The sequence below is a fragment of the Halobacteriovorax marinus SJ genome (assembly GCF_000210915.2).
GTDB lineage: Bacteria > Bdellovibrionota > Bacteriovoracia > Bacteriovoracales > Bacteriovoracaceae > Halobacteriovorax > Halobacteriovorax marinus.
In genome coordinates, this window is record NC_016620.1 from 1,159,574 (window position 1) to 1,179,140 (window position 19,567).

General features: G+C 37.0%; 19 protein-coding genes. 14 read left to right on the forward strand and 5 right to left on the reverse strand.

Translation table 11 applies throughout. The features are described 5' to 3' along the window. The first annotated feature begins 74 nt into the window (after positions 1 to 74). The 5 genes from BMS_RS16785 (at position 75) to BMS_RS05780 (ending at position 5,605) form a co-directional block, all read left to right on the forward strand. On the forward strand, positions 75 to 635 hold the full coding sequence (locus BMS_RS16785; RefSeq protein WP_014243860.1) for an energy transducer TonB: 561 nt from the start codon (positions 75 to 77) through the stop codon (positions 633 to 635). Positions 636 to 748: 113 nt separating this feature from the next. Continuing rightward, positions 749 to 2,458: a glutamine--tRNA ligase/YqeY domain fusion protein gene (locus tag BMS_RS05765; RefSeq protein WP_044557337.1), complete on the forward strand. Its 1,710-nt coding sequence runs from the start codon at positions 749 to 751 to the stop codon at positions 2,456 to 2,458. A 22-nt stretch (positions 2,459 to 2,480) separates the two neighbouring features. After that, a complete protein-coding gene (gene gltX, locus BMS_RS05770; RefSeq protein ID WP_014243862.1) occupies positions 2,481 to 3,908 on the forward strand; it encodes a glutamate--tRNA ligase in 1,428 nt (475 codons plus the stop codon). 1 nt (position 3,909) lies between these two features. Further along, on the forward strand, positions 3,910 to 5,181 hold the full coding sequence (gene tyrS / locus BMS_RS05775) for a tyrosine--tRNA ligase (RefSeq protein WP_014243863.1): 1,272 nt from the start codon (positions 3,910 to 3,912) through the stop codon (positions 5,179 to 5,181). Between the two features lie 82 nt (positions 5,182 to 5,263). Continuing rightward, positions 5,264 to 5,605, forward strand: a complete 342-nt coding sequence (locus tag BMS_RS05780) for an Hpt domain-containing protein (RefSeq protein ID WP_014243864.1) — start codon at positions 5,264 to 5,266, stop codon at positions 5,603 to 5,605. A gap of 240 nt (positions 5,606 to 5,845) precedes the next feature. On the opposite strand, the gene BMS_RS05785 is transcribed toward BMS_RS05780, so the two are convergent. Further along, positions 5,846 to 6,535, reverse strand: coding sequence for an SRPBCC family protein (locus BMS_RS05785; protein ID WP_014243865.1), 690 nt, complete (start codon positions 6,533 to 6,535; stop codon positions 5,846 to 5,848). Between the two features lie 120 nt (positions 6,536 to 6,655). Between BMS_RS05785 and BMS_RS05790 the strand changes: the two genes are divergently transcribed. Both BMS_RS05790 and BMS_RS05795 read left to right on the forward strand, forming a co-directional pair. Further along, positions 6,656 to 7,270 carry a sterol desaturase family protein gene (locus BMS_RS05790; protein WP_014243866.1) on the forward strand — a complete coding sequence of 205 codons (615 nt, stop codon included), beginning with the start codon at positions 6,656 to 6,658 and terminating at the stop codon, positions 7,268 to 7,270. A gap of 107 nt (positions 7,271 to 7,377) precedes the next feature. Further along, entirely contained in the window at positions 7,378 to 8,082 is a 705-nt protein-coding gene (locus tag BMS_RS05795; protein ID WP_157868248.1) for a phosphatase PAP2 family protein, read from the forward strand. Here BMS_RS05795 and BMS_RS05800 read toward each other — a convergent pair. Genes BMS_RS05800 through spt form a run of 3 tightly spaced genes read right to left on the reverse strand, consistent with a single transcriptional unit; the run spans position 8,079 to position 11,415 of the window. Further along, positions 8,079 to 9,077, reverse strand: coding sequence for an NAD-dependent epimerase/dehydratase family protein (locus tag BMS_RS05800; RefSeq protein ID WP_014243868.1), 999 nt, complete (start codon positions 9,075 to 9,077; stop codon positions 8,079 to 8,081). The two genes, BMS_RS05795 and BMS_RS05800, sit on opposite strands and share 4 nt — an antisense overlap. Beyond that, positions 9,077 to 10,201, reverse strand: coding sequence for a hypothetical protein (locus BMS_RS05805; protein ID WP_014243869.1), 1,125 nt, complete (start codon positions 10,199 to 10,201; stop codon positions 9,077 to 9,079). The genes BMS_RS05800 and BMS_RS05805 overlap by 1 nt, the downstream gene beginning before the upstream one ends. Positions 10,202 to 10,209: 8 nt before the next feature. Continuing rightward, positions 10,210 to 11,415, reverse strand: coding sequence for a serine palmitoyltransferase (gene spt, locus BMS_RS05810; protein WP_014243870.1), 1,206 nt, complete (start codon positions 11,413 to 11,415; stop codon positions 10,210 to 10,212). Between the two features lie 204 nt (positions 11,416 to 11,619). Here spt and BMS_RS05815 point away from each other — a divergent pair, with 204 nt between their 5' ends. Continuing rightward, positions 11,620 to 12,603, forward strand: a complete 984-nt coding sequence (locus BMS_RS05815) for a hypothetical protein (RefSeq protein ID WP_014243871.1) — start codon at positions 11,620 to 11,622, stop codon at positions 12,601 to 12,603. Here the strand turns inward: BMS_RS05815 and BMS_RS05820 are convergent. Continuing rightward, complete coding sequence (locus BMS_RS05820) at positions 12,600 to 13,349, reverse strand: PilZ domain-containing protein (protein WP_014243872.1); 750 nt, start codon at positions 13,347 to 13,349, stop codon at positions 12,600 to 12,602. The two genes, BMS_RS05815 and BMS_RS05820, sit on opposite strands and share 4 nt — an antisense overlap. Before the next feature lie 197 nt (positions 13,350 to 13,546). Between BMS_RS05820 and pepN the strand changes: the two genes are divergently transcribed. From pepN to BMS_RS05850, 6 genes are all read left to right on the forward strand, one after another. Continuing rightward, positions 13,547 to 16,204 (forward strand): aminopeptidase N, encoded by a 2,658-nt coding sequence (pepN, locus tag BMS_RS05825; RefSeq protein WP_014243873.1) that lies wholly within the window; start codon positions 13,547 to 13,549, stop codon positions 16,202 to 16,204. A 20-nt stretch (positions 16,205 to 16,224) separates the two neighbouring features. Continuing rightward, a complete protein-coding gene (locus tag BMS_RS05830) occupies positions 16,225 to 16,947 on the forward strand; it encodes a substrate-binding periplasmic protein (RefSeq protein ID WP_014243874.1) in 723 nt (240 codons plus the stop codon). A 138-nt stretch (positions 16,948 to 17,085) separates the two neighbouring features. Further along, entirely contained in the window at positions 17,086 to 17,805 is a 720-nt protein-coding gene (locus BMS_RS05835) for a substrate-binding periplasmic protein (RefSeq protein ID WP_014243875.1), read from the forward strand. After that, complete coding sequence (locus BMS_RS05840) at positions 17,789 to 18,307, forward strand: hypothetical protein (RefSeq protein WP_044557339.1); 519 nt, start codon at positions 17,789 to 17,791, stop codon at positions 18,305 to 18,307. The genes BMS_RS05835 and BMS_RS05840 overlap by 17 nt, the downstream gene beginning before the upstream one ends. A gap of 50 nt (positions 18,308 to 18,357) precedes the next feature. Continuing rightward, the gene (locus BMS_RS05845; protein WP_044557340.1) at positions 18,358 to 18,678 is read left to right on the forward strand and encodes a hypothetical protein; all 321 of its coding nucleotides are present in this window, start codon (positions 18,358 to 18,360) and stop codon (positions 18,676 to 18,678) included. Continuing rightward, positions 18,665 to 19,555, forward strand: coding sequence for a sterol desaturase family protein (locus tag BMS_RS05850; protein WP_014243878.1), 891 nt, complete (start codon positions 18,665 to 18,667; stop codon positions 19,553 to 19,555). The genes BMS_RS05845 and BMS_RS05850 overlap by 14 nt, the downstream gene beginning before the upstream one ends. The last annotated feature ends 12 nt before the right edge of the window (positions 19,556 to 19,567 follow it).

Below are 19,567 nucleotides of genomic sequence, written 5' to 3' on the forward strand. Positions count from 1 at the left end.
GTGTAAAATTTTTAGATTGTTAATCAATCTTTTATTAGATATAACTTTCTCACTGCATCATTAGGAAGGGAATAGTGTTTAGTATAACTAGAGATAAATCGTTTCAAATAAGTCTTTGCTTGGCTTTAGCGGTTCATGCCCTAGTTCTATTCCAATCAAAACCAAATCCATTGATCATTCAATCTGAAATATCCCTTCACAATATGGACTCAAAGCTTAAGTTAAACCTTGAGAAGAGGGTCGTTAAAAAGCCTGTGACTAAGAAGAAAATAGTTAAAAAGGCGAAGAAGCCTGTGGCCAAGAAAGAGCCAATTATTGAGCAAGAAGTTGTAAAGGCCCAATCGGCCATAATGAAAACGAAAATCAATAAGGCCAGCATGCATGCTCCAAAGCCTCGTTACCCTCGAATGGCCATTAAGCGCGGTATTGAGGGGAGTGTTGTTGTTAAGATTCTTATAGATGAGAAAGGTCTTCCATATGATGTGAGCGTTCTTAAGAGCTCTGGTCACAAATTATTGGATGAAGCCGCTAAGAAGACTGCTATGCAGTGGAAGTTCTCTCCGGCCTTCGTAGATGGAAAGCCTGTTAAATCGCAGAATCATCAGCCATTTGTTTTCTCACTTCAAAATATCTAGAAGTCCCATTAAATCTTAATTTTTTGCCTATTTTGCCTATAAAAGGTAACTGACACCCTTTGCTTTTTTCGTTATAATCGGGACTTATAAATTTTAATTAGAGGGTGAGTGCCATGGCCGAAGAAATTAAAGAAGTGGTCAAAACAAACTTCATTAGAAGTATTATTGAAAAAGACCTTGAGACAGGTAAGAATGGACCAAGAGTCATTACAAGATTTCCACCTGAACCAAATGGATATCTCCATATTGGTCACGCAAAATCAATTTGTTTAAATTTTGGATTAGCAAAGTCTTATAATAAAAATGGTGTAGAGGCCCAGTGTCACCTGCGCTTCGATGATACAAATCCTGAGAAGGAAGATGTTGAGTATATTGAGTCGATTCAAGAAGACGTGAAGTGGCTTGGTTATGATTGGGGTGAGAATCTCTTCTACGCCTCGGACTACTTCGACAAGATGTATGAGTACGCTGTTAAATTAATTAATATGGATAAGGCCTATATTTGTGAACTCTCTCCCGACGAGGCTAGAGAGTACCGAGGGACTTTAACTGAACCTGGTAAAGATAGCCCTTATAGAAATAGAGACTCCAAAGAGAGTTTAGAATTATTTGAAAAGATGAAGAATGGAGAGATCGAACAAGGGAAGATGGTTCTTCGCTTAAAGATTGATATGAGTTCTCCAAATATTAATCTTAGAGATCCAATTATCTATAGAATTAAAAAGGCCCATCATCCAAAAACTGGTGATAAGTGGAATATTTATCCAATTTATGACTTCGCTCACTGTATTGAAGACTCAATTGAAAATATCACTCACTCCATTTGTACTCTAGAGTTTGAAGATAGAAGACCTCTCTATGATTGGGTTTTAGAAACTCTTGGAACTGAGTCACATCCTCAGCAAATTGAATTCTCTCGTCTTAATCTTGAGTATACAATTATGTCTAAGAGATACTTAAAACAATTGGTTGATGAATCTCATGTCTCTGGTTGGGACGATCCTCGAATGCCTACGATCTCTGGAATGAGAAGAAGAGGTTATATGCCGGAGAGTTTGAGAAACTTCTGTGAGCAAATTGGTGTTACTAAGAAAGATGGAACGATTGCAATGTCCACTCTTGAAACAAATGTGAGAGACACTCTTGGTCCTGTTACTGCGAGAGTCTTCGGTGTCATTGATCCACTGAAAGTTGTGATAACAAATTGGGACGAAGGTGTTCAAGAGATCGACTGTGCTTACCATCCACAAGACGAGAGTTACGGAAATAGAAAAGTTCCTTTCACTAAAGAAATTTACATTGAGCGTGATGACTTTAAAGAGGAAGCAAATAGAAAGTTTTTTAGATTAAAAACTGGTGGGTCGGTAAGACTAAAATTTGCTTATGTTATTACGTGTGATGAAGTGATTAAAGATGAGAACGGTGAAATTATAGAACTTCGTTGTACTTATCACAAAGATACTTTTGGTGGTGTTACACCAGAAGGAATGAAGAAGGTTAAAGGAATTATTAACTGGGTTTCGGCCACTGATAATTTAGAAATCGAATGTAGACTTTATGACAGACTCTTCACTGTACCTAATCCTATGAGTAATAAGGATAAGTCATTTGTTGAGAGCATTAATCCAGACTCACTCAAAGTCGTTAAGACATTTGTAGAAAAGAGTTTGAGTACAGCTAAGGTTGGTGAAAGATTTCAATTTGAAAGACAGGGGTATTTTATTGTCGATAAAGACTCAACTGATGATTTAAAAGTCTTTAATCGAATTATTACGTTAAAAGATACTTGGGCCAAGATAGATGAGGCCAACGCAGAAAAATAGAATAAGTTAAAAGGAAGAATTTATGACAGTAAGAGTACGTTTTGCTCCATCCCCAACTGGTTACCTACATATTGGTGGCGCTCGTACAGCGCTTTATAGCTATCTCTTCGCCAAGGCGAGAGGTGGTAAGTACATTCTTAGAGTAGAGGATACTGACCTCGAAAGATCTAAGCGCGAGTATGAAGAAGCTCAGATTGCAGATCTTCTATGGTTAGGAATTGAGCACGATGAAGGACCTGATAAAGGTGGAGAGTTTGGCCCTTATAGACAGTCTGAAAGAATGCAGATTTATAAAGACATCGCTTGGGACTTCGTTGAAAGAGGATTGGCCTACCCATGTTTTCTTACGAGCGACGAGCTAGAGGAATTAACTAATAAAGCTAATGAAGAGAAGGTTGCTCCTCATGCCTATCACGGAAAGTATAGAGATTATGATCTCGCGAAGGCAAAAGAGAGAATTGAATCTGGCGAAGAGCACGTTATTAGATTTAAGAACCCTGGTAAGAAGTGGACATTTACTGACCTTGTAAGAGGTGAGGTGACTTTCCCTGAAGATATGGTGGGTGACTTTGTTATTATTCGTTCAAATGGGATGCCTGTATATAACTTCTGCTGTGTTGTTGATGACTATAAAATGGGAATGACTCATGTCTTTAGAGCAGAAGAGCACTTAAATAATACATGTAGACAGTTACAAATTTATGAAGCACTTGGTGCAACTCCTCCTGAGTTTGCTCACGTTTCTCTTCTTGTTGGTGAAGATAGACAAAAACTCTCTAAGAGACATGGAGCAACTTCGGTAACTCAATATAAAGAAATGGGTTACCTTCCTAAGGCGGTTACAAATTACTTAACACTTCTAGGTTGGTCTCACCCTGAAGAGAAAGATATCTTTGATGTCTTAGAGCTAGGTGACGCTTTTGATTACACAAGATTTTCAAAGTCATCGGCCATGTATGATATTAAGAAATTAAATTACTTCAATGAGCAGTGGTTAAGAAAGTTGAGTGATCAAGAGATTGCCAGTGGGTTTGAGCATGCACTTGGAAGTGAGAGTGAGTTCTCGTCTATGACTGCTCAGTGGAAAGAGAAGTTTGCAGGACTGATGAAAGAGAAAGTTCAACTATTCAGTGATATCAAAGAATTTATGCCTATCTTTTTTGATGCTGGAGCAGATGAAGATGAACAATACACTGAAGCCATTTCTTGGGAAACGACTCCTCAAGTAAAAGAATATTTAAAGTCGCAAGTTGATGCTTTAAGCTCAGATTTTATCACTGAAGATCAAGTTGGCGAGTGGATGAATTACTTAAAGAAAGATTTAAAGATAAAAGGGAAGCCACTATTTATGGGAATGAGAGTTTGCTTAACGGGTAGAGCTCATGGACCAGATTTAAAAACAGTTGTTTCTTTAACTCCAATTTCTATTGTGAAAGAAAGGTTAAATTAGAATGAAATTTTTTGATGAATTAAAAGCTAGAGGAATTATTGATGCTCTCTCAAACGAAGAGGAGCTTGAGAAGAAATTTAATGAAGGGGGAATGTCTTTCTACTGTGGTTATGATCCTACAGCAAGATCACTCCAACTTGGAAATCTCTTTACAATAATTACTTGTATGCGCTTTCAAAAGGCAGGACATAAGCCTTATATGCTCGTTGGTGGAGCTACGGGAATGATTGGTGATCCATCAGGTAAGAGTGAGGAGAGAAATCTTCTGGACATGGAGACTCTCAAAGAGAATATTGATGCGATTAGAAAGCAGCTAGGTCTCTTTGTTGACTTTGAATGTGGTGATAACGCTGCTGTACTAGTTAATAATGCTGATTGGTGGCAAGGGCTAGGTTTCCTAGAGTTCTTAAGAACAATAGGAAAGAGATTTCGTGTAAATGAAATGCTTAATAAAGATTCAGTAAAGTCTAGAATTGAAAGTGACTCAGGAATATCTCTTACTGAGTTTTCTTATCAAGTACTTCAGGCCTATGACTTTGTAACGTTAAATAAACTTCATAATGTTTCTCTACAAATCGGTGGTTCTGATCAGTGGGGAAATATGACTGCTGGTACAGATCTTACGAGAAAGATGAATCAGAACCAAGTCTACTGTATGACGATGCCATTAGTTACTGACCAAAATGGTAAGAAGTTTGGTAAGTCTGCGGGCAATGCAGTCTTTTTAGATGGCTCTATGACATCACCATATAAGATGTATCAATTCCTACTTAATCAAGATGACGCTATCATTGATGCTCTCTTGAAGTATTATACATTCTTATCACTTGATGAGATTGCTGAGCTTGATTCTAAGACAAAGAATGAGCCTCATTTAAGGCTTGCACAGAAGTCCCTAGCTCAAGAGGTGACTAAACTTGTTCACGGTCAAGAGGGATTAGATGCGGCCCTTAGAGCGACTCAATTCTTCTTTGGTGAGAAGATTGAGAATGTATCTGATGCAGATGTGGCTTCAATTTTTGAAGACACTCCATCAGTAGAGCTTTCAAGTGAAATGCTCAATGAAGGGGGAGTAATAGATATGCTATCTGAAACTCCGCTCTTTAAGAGTAAGAAGGAAGTAAGAAGAGCGATTGATCAAAAAGGTATTTACATTAATAATGTTGCCATTGAGGGTCCAACTCAAACACTTTCTAAAGCAGACCTCGCCAGTGAAACGGCACTTGTTCTTCGAAAGGGGAAGAAGAATTACTGCGTAGTAAAATTCAAGTAAAAATAAGGCCACATCAGTGGCCTTTTTCTTAAGTTAAATTTCAATTTTCCGATATGTTAATAAAATAAATTTAGGTGATTTTATGGCCAGTTTTGATCAAAAATTATTAGAAGAGAACTTTGGTGATGATAGAGATATTCTTGGTGAATTATTTCTTGTTTTTGCTGAAGAAGCTCCAAAAATGATGACTAATATTAGTACTTCTATAAGCGATAATGACAGTGATAGTTTACGACTTCACGCTCATACATTTAAAGGCGCTGTCGGTAATTTCTTTGCAACAGATTGCGTGGAAACTTCTTTTGAATTAGAAACAATGGGAAGAAGTGGAGATGTGGATCAAGAGAGAGCTAAAGAGCTCTATAATGCTCTAGAGAGCCATTTAGAGGCGTTTTCGAAAGATTTTAAGGGATACTTAGGATAGGAAAAGTGGGCAAAAAAAATCGACGATTGCAGATCATCCTGTTGCCATCGTCGACTTAAAGTGCTCATTAATTTTTTGTCTCTGCCTATTAAATATTCTAACCTCGGCCTCGATTTTTTTAAAGGAAAATTTTCATTCTTTTTTTCTTTTTCACTGAATGATTTTTATCGACTTAAGGTAAGTGTTCGTTATTAAAAACTTACCATTTTTTCTATTGATTATTGGTTAAAAACACTCGGTTTATTTTCTTTGCTCAGAAGAAAGACTTTGTATGATTTCTTGGTAAGCATTCTTGCCATTCAATGAATCTGTGATGATATCAGTGTATTTCTTAAGTAGTTTTTGGTCTTCTTTTTTTACTCTTTGAGTTTCTGTTTGAACGGATTTAATTGAAGCGAGTGTATCTTCAATCATCGAACTCTTTACTAGACCTGCAAGAAATGACTTTGGTTTTACAAAGCTGTGGTATCCCATGAGTGTCTTGCCTTTGTACTGTTTAAAGCTCGCTGATCCATTAACAGACTCCGCACTCTCTGAAGTAACCATCCACCAACTAGCTTCGAATTCATTATCATTTACTTTTTTAAAGTCACTGGCATGGGTGTAGTGCGAATTGGACAGTGGCCATGGTAGCTCGAGTTCATATTTTGTATAAACTTGTGTTGGACTCATATGCTTAACAGGATCTGACTTTAAGAGATTTGGTAAATAGTTCTTTTGATGGTCAAGTGCTAGGAAGATGGCAAGTGACTCAAGTGGTGTGGCATCTATGAGTTGGTAGATATGCAACTTTGGCCACGGACTAGCATTTACATTTTCTTTATAGATAACTTGCTTTCCAGCTTCTACTTTTGGGAGGTCTTCATTTTTTATGCTGTCCTGCGCAAATGTGAGGTTGATAAAAAGGCATAAAGTGAGAAATATTTTCATTATTTTCTTCCAATAAGTAGATTAATTTTGAACATCTACATTTCAAAGTCTGAACAATTTTACAAGCTGAATATTTTCTGGCAATTAAAATATACATATTCCAATAGATTAAGGTCACCTATGAAGAAGTACGATTCTATACGAATTTTTAAAAATCCTGTGCTTGAGGCTTGTACTCACGTTCATCCTATAATTCCTCTCATCCTTTGGACTCCTGTAGCAATTTACTGGGGTGTTCATGGTCAGAGCTCGTATAATCTCTCATGGAGCGAAATGCTTCTATGGTACTTTATTGGACTCTTAGTTTGGACTTTTACAGAGTATATTCTTCACCGTTACATGTTTCACTTTCCTGGTAAGAGTGCTCTGGCCAAGAGATTTGTCTTTCTCTTTCATGGTCTTCACCACGATGATCCAAACGATCCAACAAGACTTGTAATGCCACCAGTTCCCGCCATAATCATAATGGCCATGCTATATGGACTTTTCTCTCTAGTAGTCCCTGGAAGATACTTAGAAGTATTTATGTCGGCATTTGTAATTGGTTACCTTTGCTACGATTATATTCACTACGCCACTCACCACTTTAAAATGACAGGGAAGGTGGGAAGATATCTTAAGAAGTTTCACCTTCAACACCACTTTAGACATGAGAAAGCAAAGTACGGTGTAAGTTCTCCATTATGGGATATTATCTTTAGAACAATGACTGGTCCAAAAGAAGAAGGTCATTAGAAATGATTAGAAAGTCTATTGCGCTTGTGTGCGCAATCTTTATTTGCAATCAAGGTTTTGCTAGCACAGCTATCGGTGAGTCAGTCTGGAAGGATCTGAGGACCTCTGTGAATTGGCTAATCGATGGATCTGTAGAGCAGTTTAGAACAAAGAATAATCTCTACTATCTAGGAGCGGGAATTCCGGCGACATGGTATGCCTTTGAAAAGGACGAAGACAATCTTCAAAGTGCAAGAAAGAAGGGGAAGGCTCCTAGGCATATTCGCCTTGCTGGAGACTTTGGTGTTGTTCTCGGGTTTCCTGTGCTTCAATCATCATTTTATCTCTACGGGAGAAAATATAAGAACGAGAGGGCCATGCAATTTGCGATGGAGTATCTCTCTTCAATGTACTTGGCCATGGCAGAGTCTGGTGTTTTGAGCTTTATTCAAGTTCATGAAAGACCTGATAAAACGAACCTAAGCAAGTGGGAAACTGGCTTTAGAGGGAATTCTTCTTTTCCTAGCGGCCACGTTATTCCATACTATGGTCTCTTCTTTAAAACTCTTCAATTCTATGGACCATATTGGGCAATTGCGCCGGGGGTTCTTTCGGTGTGGGCCGCTCAGCAAAGAGTGAGATCTGCGAGACACTATACCTCTGACGTTGTCGGATCATTCTTCTTAATGGCCTTCGCCTCTGAGGGAGTTCGAAAAGTTGCAAAGTACAAAGATAATCACCCTTTCTATAAGTGGGCATTTGAGCACGAAGCAGCGCTTTCATTGATTAGGCATGAGGACGCCTACGGACCTGCGGTGGTTTGGAACTTTTAGTTAATCCAATTTCTTTCTTTATAGTCTTTCGCTGTAGCAGCAATCGTCTTATCAAGATCCCACTCATAACTTTGAGAGAGAGTCTCTGTGGACTTAGTACTTTGGCAACACCAAGCACTTGCGAGTAGTTCATTGGCCTTATCAGGAGTAAGGCGAATATCTATTTTCATAAACTTTGAGAAGAAGCCAATGAGTGTGGCCACAACCCTAATAAGCGTAGATGGGATTGGTAGGTTAATCAGTCTTTTCTTTCCAAGATTTCTTTGAATACTCTTGTAGAGCTCTTGTGTTGTAATGATCTGTGGATGAGCACTAAAGAAAATTTCAGGGCCTTCGAAATCTTTTTCCACTGCTGACTTTATAGTTTGAATAAGATCGTAAACACATACGAAACTATATTCATTATTCACACCGTCCATTCCTGCAGTCACGACGAAGGAGTCGTTAATCATTTTAAAAATATCTAAGACTGCTGGATCCCTTGGCCCTATAACCATTGGTGGACGTATGATTGATACACTCCAGTTCTCTGGACAAAGCTCTTTGGTAAACCTCTCGGCCAACTTCTTGGATTTTCCATAATCACTAACTGGATTTGGTATATCTACTTCGCTAAGAGGCTCTCCTCGTTTAGAGGGTCCACAGCTGGCAAGTGATGAGATAAGTACAAACTTTAATTGACCGTATTTTTCTTTTAAATCGAGAATGAGTCTTTGAGTGGCAATAGAATTGATCTTATAGAAGTCTTCACTATTCATTGAGTGAACAATTCCAGCAGTGTGAATGACTGCATCGAGTTTCTCAGGTAGCTCAGAAATCCACTCGTTTTGTTTATTGCTCGCAAGAGAGCCAAGAACATGAGTTCCAGGAGTATTGAATTCCTTTGCTTTCTTTGCGTTTCGAACCAAAGAGAAGACATTGTGTCCGCTCTTTTCTAGGAGTTCACTAAGATGAGAGCCGACGAATCCTGTTGCACCTGTTATAAGAATATTCATTATAAATTCTTAGAGAAGATTCTATAGGTCTTATATGGCTTCGCTCCCATTCTTAAAAGGGGCTTATTCATATTGAGGTTATCTTCTAGAATCCAGCTCATTTCGACTTCGTTATAACCAGCATCTAAGCCTAGTTTCTTTGTCTTAGTGTAGAGAATGGACTCTAGTCCTAACTTTCTATACTTCGATTTAACTCCCATAGTGAGTACTCTCATTCTGGTCATATATTTCTTAGCATTTAGTAATTTGAAAATACCAAAAGGAAGAAGCTTTCCATTAGGAACTTGCTTAAAGGCTTGATTGATATCTGGAAGGGCCACGATAAATCCAGCAGGCTCTCCAGCGACTTCACAGATAAGAATGAGGTTAGGGTCGAGAATGGACTTCATATCTTTACATGTATGTTCCCATTCTTCTCGTAGCATTGGAATGAAGCCCCAATTCTTTTCCCAGGCATCATTGTAGATATCCCAGAGAATTTCAGTTTCATTCTTCCAGTCTTTCATATTTACTTTTCTGTAAGTTATTTTATTTGATTTCTCCGCCCTCGCTGAAATCTTCTCGATAATTTCTGGCATTTGAAAGTTTAAATCTAGTTGGTAGGCGAGGAGGTCTTTACTCTTTGAGTATCCAAGAGACTCTGTGAGCTTTTGATGGTACGGATTATTGTAGGTCATCATAATTTGAGGGTCGTCGCTAAAACCATCAATGAGTGTTCCTACTGTATAGTTGGTAGAAGGGTTTGCTGGCCCTCTAATTTCACTCTTACCTTGCGCCTTGATATATTCTTCCGCAGCTTGAAATAAGCTCTTAAAAACTTCTTCATCCTCAATAGATTCGAAGAATCCGTAGAAACCGATATTTTCATCGTGGAATTCATTGTGCTTGTGATTTATGATGGCCTGTATTCTTCCGACATCTTTACCATCTTTAACCGCCATCCATGATTTTATTTCAGCGGTTTTATAAAATGGATGTTTAGGGCTGAATTGTTCGTTGAGTGAGAGTTTGAGTTGAGGGACCCAGACTGGATCCCCTTTATATAATTTCCATTGAAGGTCTATAAAACGTTTTCTATCCTTTTTATTTCTTAGGACATCTACTTCTTCAATTTGAACACTCATTCTCTTTCCTAGTGGTGTATTCCCGGTATATCAAATTCTTTCTTGGCCATTTTAAAGACCTCAAGTACTTTTGTTAGCTCTTCGATTGAATGGCTTGCCATATAACTTGTTCTAATTAATGCTTCACCTTGTGGTACAGCTGGAGCAAGTACAGGAGTTGCAAATACTCCCATATCTCCTAGGAACTTAGTTACTTGCATGGCCTTGAGATCATCGCCGATAAATACTGGGATGATTGGCGTTTCTGATTCATATGTGTAGAAACCGATTTCTTTAAATCCGTTTCTAATAAATTCGACATTCTTCCATAGTCTTGGGTGAATAGTATCGTCAGACATGATGACATCTACACAAGCACCAACTGTGGCAACCGCTGATGGAGGCATAGATGCTGAGAACATAAATGATCTCGCTGTATGTTTAACGTAGTCGATACTTTCTTTTGTTCCTGAAAGTACTCCACCAATTGAAGCAAAAGACTTAGAGAATGTTCCCATGTTGAAGTCAACTTTCTCAGTTACTCCAAAATGGTTCATTGTTCCACGACCTTTTTCTCCCATAACTCCTATACCGTGAGCGTCGTCAACGTAAACGATTGCTCCGTACTTGTCGGCAAGCTCAATAACTTTATCTAACTTAAGAATCTTTCCTGTCATTGAGAAAACACCGTCAGCAACAATCACAACATTCTTAAAACGATTTACGTTTGCTGCCAATTGCTCTTCAAGAGACTCCATATCGTTGTGCTTATATTTAAATGTAGCACCTAGTGCGAGTCTTGAAGCATCGATAAGTGAAGCGTGGTTTTCAGAATCAAAGATCATGCAATCTCTAGGACCACAAATCGCTGATAGTGCACCAAGGTTTGTTTGCATACCTGTTGAAAAACAAAGCGCAGCTTCATGTCCTAAGTAATTCGCTAACTTCTCTTCTAGCTCTTCGTGAATACTTAAGTTACCATTTAGAAATCTTGAACCAGTACAACCTGTACCATACTTTTCTATCGCCTTAATGGAAGCTTCAACCACGTGAGGGTGATGAGTTAATCCTAAGTAGTTATTTGAGCCAATCATGATTTGATCTTTATTATCAAATGTAATTACTGAACCTTCTGAGGCCTCAATTGCTCTAAAGAACGGATAGAGGTTATTAGATTTCAGTAGATTTGCTTTTTCGAGGATTTTCGAGTTACTTCCAACAAATTTAGACGTCATGTATTTTCCAATTCAAGTGTGTTTATCTATTTTAATTTGAGATCATATTTTCTAGCCCTTACTGGGGTGCTAGTCAACGATTTCTTTGATGCAGTGAAAGAACTATATATCAATAAAATTAGACAAGATTTCTATAACTTACCGAAATAATAATAAACCTCATAATATCTTGATTTTAGAGCTAGAAAACATTACTTAAGGAGGGTGAAAAATAAATTAATCCTCCTAACTTCTATTGCTCTTTTCCTTGGCGGTGCCTTTGGCCTTTATTGGACTAAGTCTGGGCGTGGAGTTCAGCAGCACAAAGTCGTTAAGAAATTTGACCCCCTTCTCGCCAATGAAAGTGATGTCTATTCTAGAGTTGAAAGTGCACATGGAGATAGGATTTCTTCACTTCTTCGCGAATCTAAAAAAAAGAAACCGGCCATTGCCACTTGGATATTTGAAAATTTTGATAAAGAGAAGACTATAGTTCAAGAAGCGATGTTAATTGCACTTGGAAATTATAGAACTCAGGAGGCACTTGATTTCTTGATCTCTAAAGTTGTGAAGCAAGATAATGAGAATCTCTCGATTTATGCTCTTAAAGGCCTCTCCCTACATGAAGATGAAAAGAGAGTTGCCGCCTTAAAGCAAGTTGAGGTGAGTGGGAGAAGCGATTACTTACAAATTAATTATCACTTCACACTATTTAAAACGAAGAGCTTTTTTAGAGATAAAAAGGAAGATCTAAATTGGTTAGTCGATAAAGGAATGAAGCTAGGGGACTCTAAAGAGCTTGTGGCCATTGTTATGGGACTATCGCAATTCGTTCCAAATTTTGAGAAACTCCACGATCTACTTAAGCATATTCTCTTTCACTCTAAGAGTGAGCTTCTAATTAATAGGGCGGTTATTCATCTCTCTGTCTACAGTTCTGGTTGGCTTAAGATACAAACGAAGAAAGTACTTAGCTCAAATAATAGAATCTTATTAAGAGAGTTTCTCTCTCGCTCAGGAGCATTTTGTCCTTTAAATATTTGGAAGGCCTTTGATGAGTACGCCATTAGGTACGACAAATTGGGTGCAGTAGAAATGGCATCAAGGGTGAATATGGTTAAAGCGAAAGAGTTAGGTCAGAGGGTAGGTGTAGATTCTGCTAAATTAGAAGGCATTTTAAAGGAAGAAAATACGACACTTTGTTACTAAGCTTTTAGTTTGCCTTCTTTCATTTTCTTTCTAATTTCCTCTGCTCTAGCTTCACCATTTATTGATTTGAATAGATCTTCTTCTGTATTCTTTGGAACGTCAATGAAAGCAATTCCCACTTTAAAAACTCCAGTAGGCTTTTCTTCCGTGTCTTTTACTGGCCAAGTTTTGGCAATCTTTGCTTGAGGAATTTCAAATTTGTCCACGTTTAGTCTTAGTAGACAGTCTTTGAAAATTTCGCCCTCTGGATATTTAACTAAATCTGTTTCATCTATAGAAAATGAAGTTCCACCAGCTGAAATATCGTGAGCATCATAAACTGTTTCATTGATTTTAAATTGAATTTTTACAAAGTTATTTGCTGATAGTCTGTAATTAGATCTCTGCTGAGATCTATAGACCTCTTTTGTTATATGAATGAAGTAGTCTTTCTCTTCTGGGTCGTAGCGAAGGATACCATAAGTAAAATATTGGAACTTATTATAGTTAACTTTTAGAAAAATCTCTTTATCAGTGAGCTTTGACTTTGAAAGCATAGAAAGAAATCCACCCTTAGATTTTAGGGTTAACTTTTGGGCCTCATTGAAAGTAGTAAGGTCATATTCCTCTACTTCTTTGTCAGATTGACCTTGGGACCAGATATAGCAAACGAGTTTCTCTTTACTGGCAGAGCTGAATACTTCTTTAACTTCGTCTAACTCAACGATCGAAAAGTAATGTTTTTTATTTGCGTCTTTTTTGCTCATAGCTAAAATACTGTTTTTATATCCTTTATAATATTTTAAACAAAATCTTAATTTTTATAAAGTAGAGTGTAACTAGGGAATAATTTTCAACTAGTTACTTGTTTTATTGCTATATTTTTATCCGTTCTCCCCATGACAAATGCCAAAAATGGGGTATATTGATCCCCTCAATGAAAATTCTATAAAAAGGACTATATATGAAGGACGCATCACCCCAAACTATCTTTCTTAAAGACTACACTCCATCTGACTATTTGATCTCTAAAATTCATCTAACTTTTGATTTAGATGATACAAATACTCAGGTAATTTCTAAGATGAATGTTTCAGCTAATTACGATTTTAAATCACTAAAGAGAGACCTCGTTTTAAATGGTGAAGAGCTTACATTGAACAAAATCTTTGTTGATGGTGTAGAGCTTGGAGCTGATCAATATGAGTTGATTGAAGATGGTCTCGTCATTAAAGAAGTAAAAGAAGAGTTTATTCTTGAGATTCATAATACGATTAATCCTCTGGCCAATAAAGCGCTAGACGGACTTTATAAGTCTGGATCAATTTTTTGTACTCAAAATGAACCTGAAGGTTTTAGAAGAATTACTTACTTTATAGATAGACCAGATATTATGGCCGTTTATACAACTAAGGTCATTGCTGATAAGGCAAAGTATCCAGTTCTCTTATCAAACGGAAATCCAATCGACTCTGGTGACCTAGAGGGTGGTAAGCACTTTGTTGAGTGGTTAGATCCATTTGTAAAGCCATCTTATCTCTACGCTCTTGTCGCTGGAGACTTAGGACTAGTTCAAGATGAATTTACAACTATGAGTGGAAGAAAAATCGATCTTAGAATCTACGTTGATAAGGGTAATGAGTCCAAATGTGATCATGCCATGGAGAGTTTAAAGAATTCTATGCGTTGGGATGAAGAAGTTTATGGACGTGAATATGATCTCGATATCTATATGATTGTTGCGGTAGATGCATTTAATATGGGAGCGATGGAAAATAAGGGATTAAATATCTTCAACTCTGCCTACGTTCTTGCAGATCCAAAAACAGCAACGGATTCAAATTTCTTTGGTGTGGAAGGCGTTATTGGACATGAGTACTTTCACAATTGGACAGGTAATAGAATAACTTGTAGAGATTGGTTTCAGTTAACTCTTAAAGAGGGACTCACAGTTTTTAGAGATCAAGAGTTCTCTTCTGATATGAATTCTAGAGTTGTAAATAGAATCGCAAATATTAAGACTCTTAAATCTAGACAATTTGTAGAAGACGCAGGACCAACAGCTCACCCAATTAAGCCTAGTAGCTATATTGAAATTAATAATTTCTACACAATGACAATTTATGAGAAAGGCTCTGAAGTTATTCGTATGATTCATACTCTCTTAGGTGCTGATGGATTCAGAAAAGGGACAGATAAGTACTTTGAACTCTTTGATGGACAAGCAGTAACGACAGAGGACTTCATTCATGCAATGAGTGTGGCCAATGACAATTACGACTTTACTCAATTTAAGAATTGGTATCATCAAGCGGGAACACCTATGCTTGATATCAAAACTTCTTATAACGAAGCGGCAAAAGAGTACTCAATTACAGTAACTCAAAGCTGTAAGCCAACTCCTGGTCAAGATGAGAAGAAACCTTATCATATGCCATTTGGTCTTGGGTTAGTAAGTAAAGATGGAGCGGACTTTCCTCTTAAATTAAAAGAAGTCTTCACGGCGCAACCACAAATTGAAGAAAATATTCTGCACTTAACTCAAGAGAGCGAGACGTTCACATTTACTGGGATTGATCATGAGCCGGTACCTTCATTCAATAGAGGTTTCAGTGCGCCAGTAAACTTAAAGTCCGATAGACCACTAAGTGATTTTGTTTTTCTTATGGCCAATGATAACGATGAGTATAATCGATATGAATCGGCTCAGGCCCTTGCTATTGAATTGATGTCATGTCTTGTTAAAGATGCGGCCAATGGAGTCCCGCTTAAACTTGATGCTCCTTTTATCAAAGCTTATGGAGAGCTAATAAAAGATGAATCTTTAGATAATTCTTTCAAGGCCCTTATCTTAGATATTCCATCAGAGGGAATTCTACATCAGGCACAAGATGTTGTAGATTTTGAGAATACATTCAAGGTTCGCAAATTTGTTAAAGAGACTCTTGCAAAGACATATGAGCAAGAGCTTAGTGCTATCTACGATAGTCTCAATGTAGATAAGGAATACTCACTTTCTCCTGAAGCAATGGGTGAGAGAGAACTGAAGAATCTAGTTCTTGGTTTATTATTAAGCACAGGAAACTCAAAATATGATGACCTTGCTTATGAGCAATTTGTAAAAGCAACAAATATGACTGACGAATTCGCAGCACTAACTATGATTATTCATAGTGACTCTAAATACGCAGATGAAGTTATTGAAAAGTTCTTCATTAAGTGGAAGCATGAGACTTTAGTTATGCAAAAGTGGTTAACCGCTCAAGCTAGTGCAAGAGGTGAGAAAACTCTTGGAAGAGTGAAAGAGTTACTGAGTAATGAAGTGTATGACAAGTCTGTTCCAAACCTTGTTAGATCTTTGATTGGAACTTTTACGGCAAACTATACAGAGTTCCACAATACTTCAGGTGTTGGTTATGAGTTTATTACAAATCAAATTATTGATATTGATAAATTAAATCCACAGATGGCCTCAAGACTTGCTGGAAGCTTTAAAGATTACAAACGTCTTCCAAGTGACTTGAAAGCACTAGTAAAGACATCTTTAGAGAGAATACTTGCAGAGAAGGACATCTCTAGAAATGTCTATGAAATCGTATCTAAAACCCACGCGGATAGCTAGATAAGTGATTTGGAGAGTTTATGTATAAGAGAGTAATGAGTATCTTTATTATTTTTTTTATTTCTTTGACTTCATTTGCTGAAGTTAAAAGTGAAGCTAAAGAGAAAGTTACTCTATATACATTTTTAATTCCTCGCTATGTTGAATCGAAAGAGAAAGGCGAGTTCATAGTTCTAGCTAAAAAGTTAGCAGAACTCGCTGGTTTTGATTTAACCATTGAGGTTTACCCTGCCAAGAGAGCTCTCCAGAAGTTTTCCGAAGGATCAGCAGACGGTTACTTTCCTGCATTAGATACTTTAAATCCATTTAGTGTTTATAAAACTTCAGACTTCTATATAAAAGAAGATTTTGTATTTCAGATGAAGGGGAAGAATTATTTAACTCATAAGAGTCCTAAGGCGTGTCTAACTAGTGGTTATCCATATACGAAGTCGGTGCTCGAAAATAAGAAGTGGGAAGTTATCTACGCAAAGTCTGATGAGAAGTGTTTAGAGCTTCTTAGTATTGATAGGGCCCAAGTCTTTGTAGGGGAAGAGTATACGGCCATTGCAGCACTTAAAAGTCTTAAAATAATTGATAGCGTTGCTTACGATAGATTTAGACCTATCTCTACTCAGAATGTTTACTTTGCCTTTAGTGAGAATAAGAGAGGCAAGATTTTGAGTCAAAAGTTCGATCAGGCCCTAAAGAAGTTAGTTATGAATGGATTTTATGATTCGCTTTTTCCTGAGAAGCAGAGGTAAAGTTTTTATCTTTACTTCTTTTTGTTTTTAATAGTTTAGAAAAGTTGTCTAGGTTAATTTCTTAACTTTTGGCTCCAATTCACTATCGTCAAGGAAACTTGAGTTTTCTGTCTTTTTAAATCCTCTTAAACTATTTTCATGATGAAGATATTTCTAATTTTTATATTGTGGTTACCTTTGGTGATGGGTCACTCTACTGAGAAGATCAAGATAGGGACTTTTATTATTCCAAAGTATGTAAGATCAAACTCTGAAGGTGAGTTTGTTCAATTGGTAAAGGCCCTAGCTAAGAAGTCAGGTGTTGAAGTAGAAATTGTATTGATACCACCAAAGAGGGCCTATCAAGAGCTTGAACTTGGAACAATCCAAGGACTCTTTCCTGTGGTTGAATCTCGTGACTTTAGTCGATTTGAAACGATTACTGATTTCTATACTAAGGAAATGTACATCTTTGAGAAGGCCGGAGTTGACTATAAGAAGCTGAAAACTCCCAAGGTTTGTACAACTGAGGGCTACACTTATCCCGAAGGTTATATTCAATCTCAGGGCTGGAAGAAAGTCGTCACAGACTCAGATGAAACATGTCTAAAGCTCTTAGATAAGAAGAGAGTTGATATCTTCATTGGTGAAGTGGTCACAGTAAATGATGCGATAAGAACTCTTGGACTGGATAAGAAGATCGTTTACGATAAATTTAGTCCAATTACTTCTGAAAAGGTGACTCTCGCTTTTAAGAAGTCCACCCATGGAAAAAAATTAAGTGATTTATTTGATAAGGCCTTAAAAGAGATTATGATAGATAGAAGCTATGATAAGATTTTTTCAACAGGGGCCATCAAAATTGAAGGAAAGAAGTAAGGAATTTGAACAATTAAGAATAGATCAGGAGAATAAGGCCAGAGAAGAACTGCAAGGAAGTGGGCTCGATCAACTCATCTGTTTTACTCTAGATAATTTTGCTTTTCGCTATTTAGAGACCTCTCATACTAAGAATATTCAAACAGAGTTCCTTGGTGAAGGGATTTATAGTGTTCATAGCTTTGAGCTAGAGCCAATGTCAGCATTAAAAATTCAAGACCAAAAGGCAAAGAAGGGAATCGTGACTCTTGCTAAAAGGTTTTCGTCTACAAAAGGAGTAGGCCTTAAAGTTAAGCTTGAGCTGCTTTGCGATACTTCTAAGGTTGTGAATGGAAGTGGGACTATTCAATGCCATGCTGTCATTAACTGGAATATGGATAATGACTTTGAAGATGATATTGACTTTACATCAAAAAAATCAGTTAGTTATGACTTTTCAGATATATTGGATCTTAGGAATAAATTGGCCCTTCTATTAGAAGATGTCTGTACTATTTTTTAAGTTTGACTAGTGAAACTTAAGTTTGTATAAGCTCCATATTGGAGATTTTTATGAAGAAAAAGAGTTTTGCTATAGTATCAATTTTCGCCATTTCGGCCGTAGCTTTTGCTGCTTCACCTTTAGTTGAAGAGTATAAAAGAAGAAAGTCCGTCGTTCATACTCAACAGATGAAAGATGCCTATGATTTTTTAAAGTCATTTGATAGAGCGCCAGAAGATATTGTAGAGCTAGAAGTCTTTGGTAGAACTGGAAAATTTGTAGCTAAGAATAAGAACAATGAGATTTGTTTCGGTGATATTCTAACTGCTTCTATAGAATGCTATAATGCTATAGGGTATAGAACATTCTTCGAAGCAGGTGATAGCGATTAATATTAAAGAATGGGCCACCAGCTCATTCTTTCTCTTTAGCAGTCCTTCAAATAGACTCTATTATTTATATCTTATCTCTTTCATTATTCTCGCACTTCTCTTTGCTAAGAATAAGAAAGAGATTTTTACAAAGTCATATTGGTTTAACCCTTCTGCCATCTTTGATTATAAAGTCTATGGGTTTAATTCATTATTAAAAGTTCTTTTAATTACTCCAGTTATCTTTTCAGTTTTTACAGTAACAAAGAGTGTGTTAGGGATTCTCTACTTCTTCTTTCCAAACTTTAGCGCATTCTCATTAAGTGATGGGAGCTTGTTATGGGTTTTTACATTCTACTCTTTTATCATTAACGATTTTTTTAGATTCTTCCTTCATTTTCTTATGCACAAGATCCCTTTTCTTTGGAAGTTTCATAGGACTCACCATACAGCAACAATGTTAACTCCTTTCACTCTTCACAGAAATCACCCTGTGGAAGTACTCTTGGCCCAGTGTAGAAATGTTATTAGTCTTGGAGTTATCTCTGGGAGCTTTATGTTTCTCTTTAATAAGCAGGTGGGAGGAGTAGATATTTTAGGTGTTAACTTTATTGGGTTTCTTTTTAACTTGCTTGGAAGTAATTTAAGACATTCTCATATCTTCTTAGGGTATGGGCCTATGGAGTATTTATTTCTAAGTCCAGCTCAGCACCAAATTCATCACGCAAAAGATGTAGAACTTTATAATAAAAATTATGGAATTGTTCTTTCTGTGTGGGATATTCTCTTTAAAAGTTTTAGAATTTCTAGGGATGTAAAAATCAGTGGATTTGGTACAGGTGAGAAGAGCGTTGAGCACACTTTTAAATCTCAAATTCTAAGCGCTTTTAAGCCTTAGATTTCAGCTATT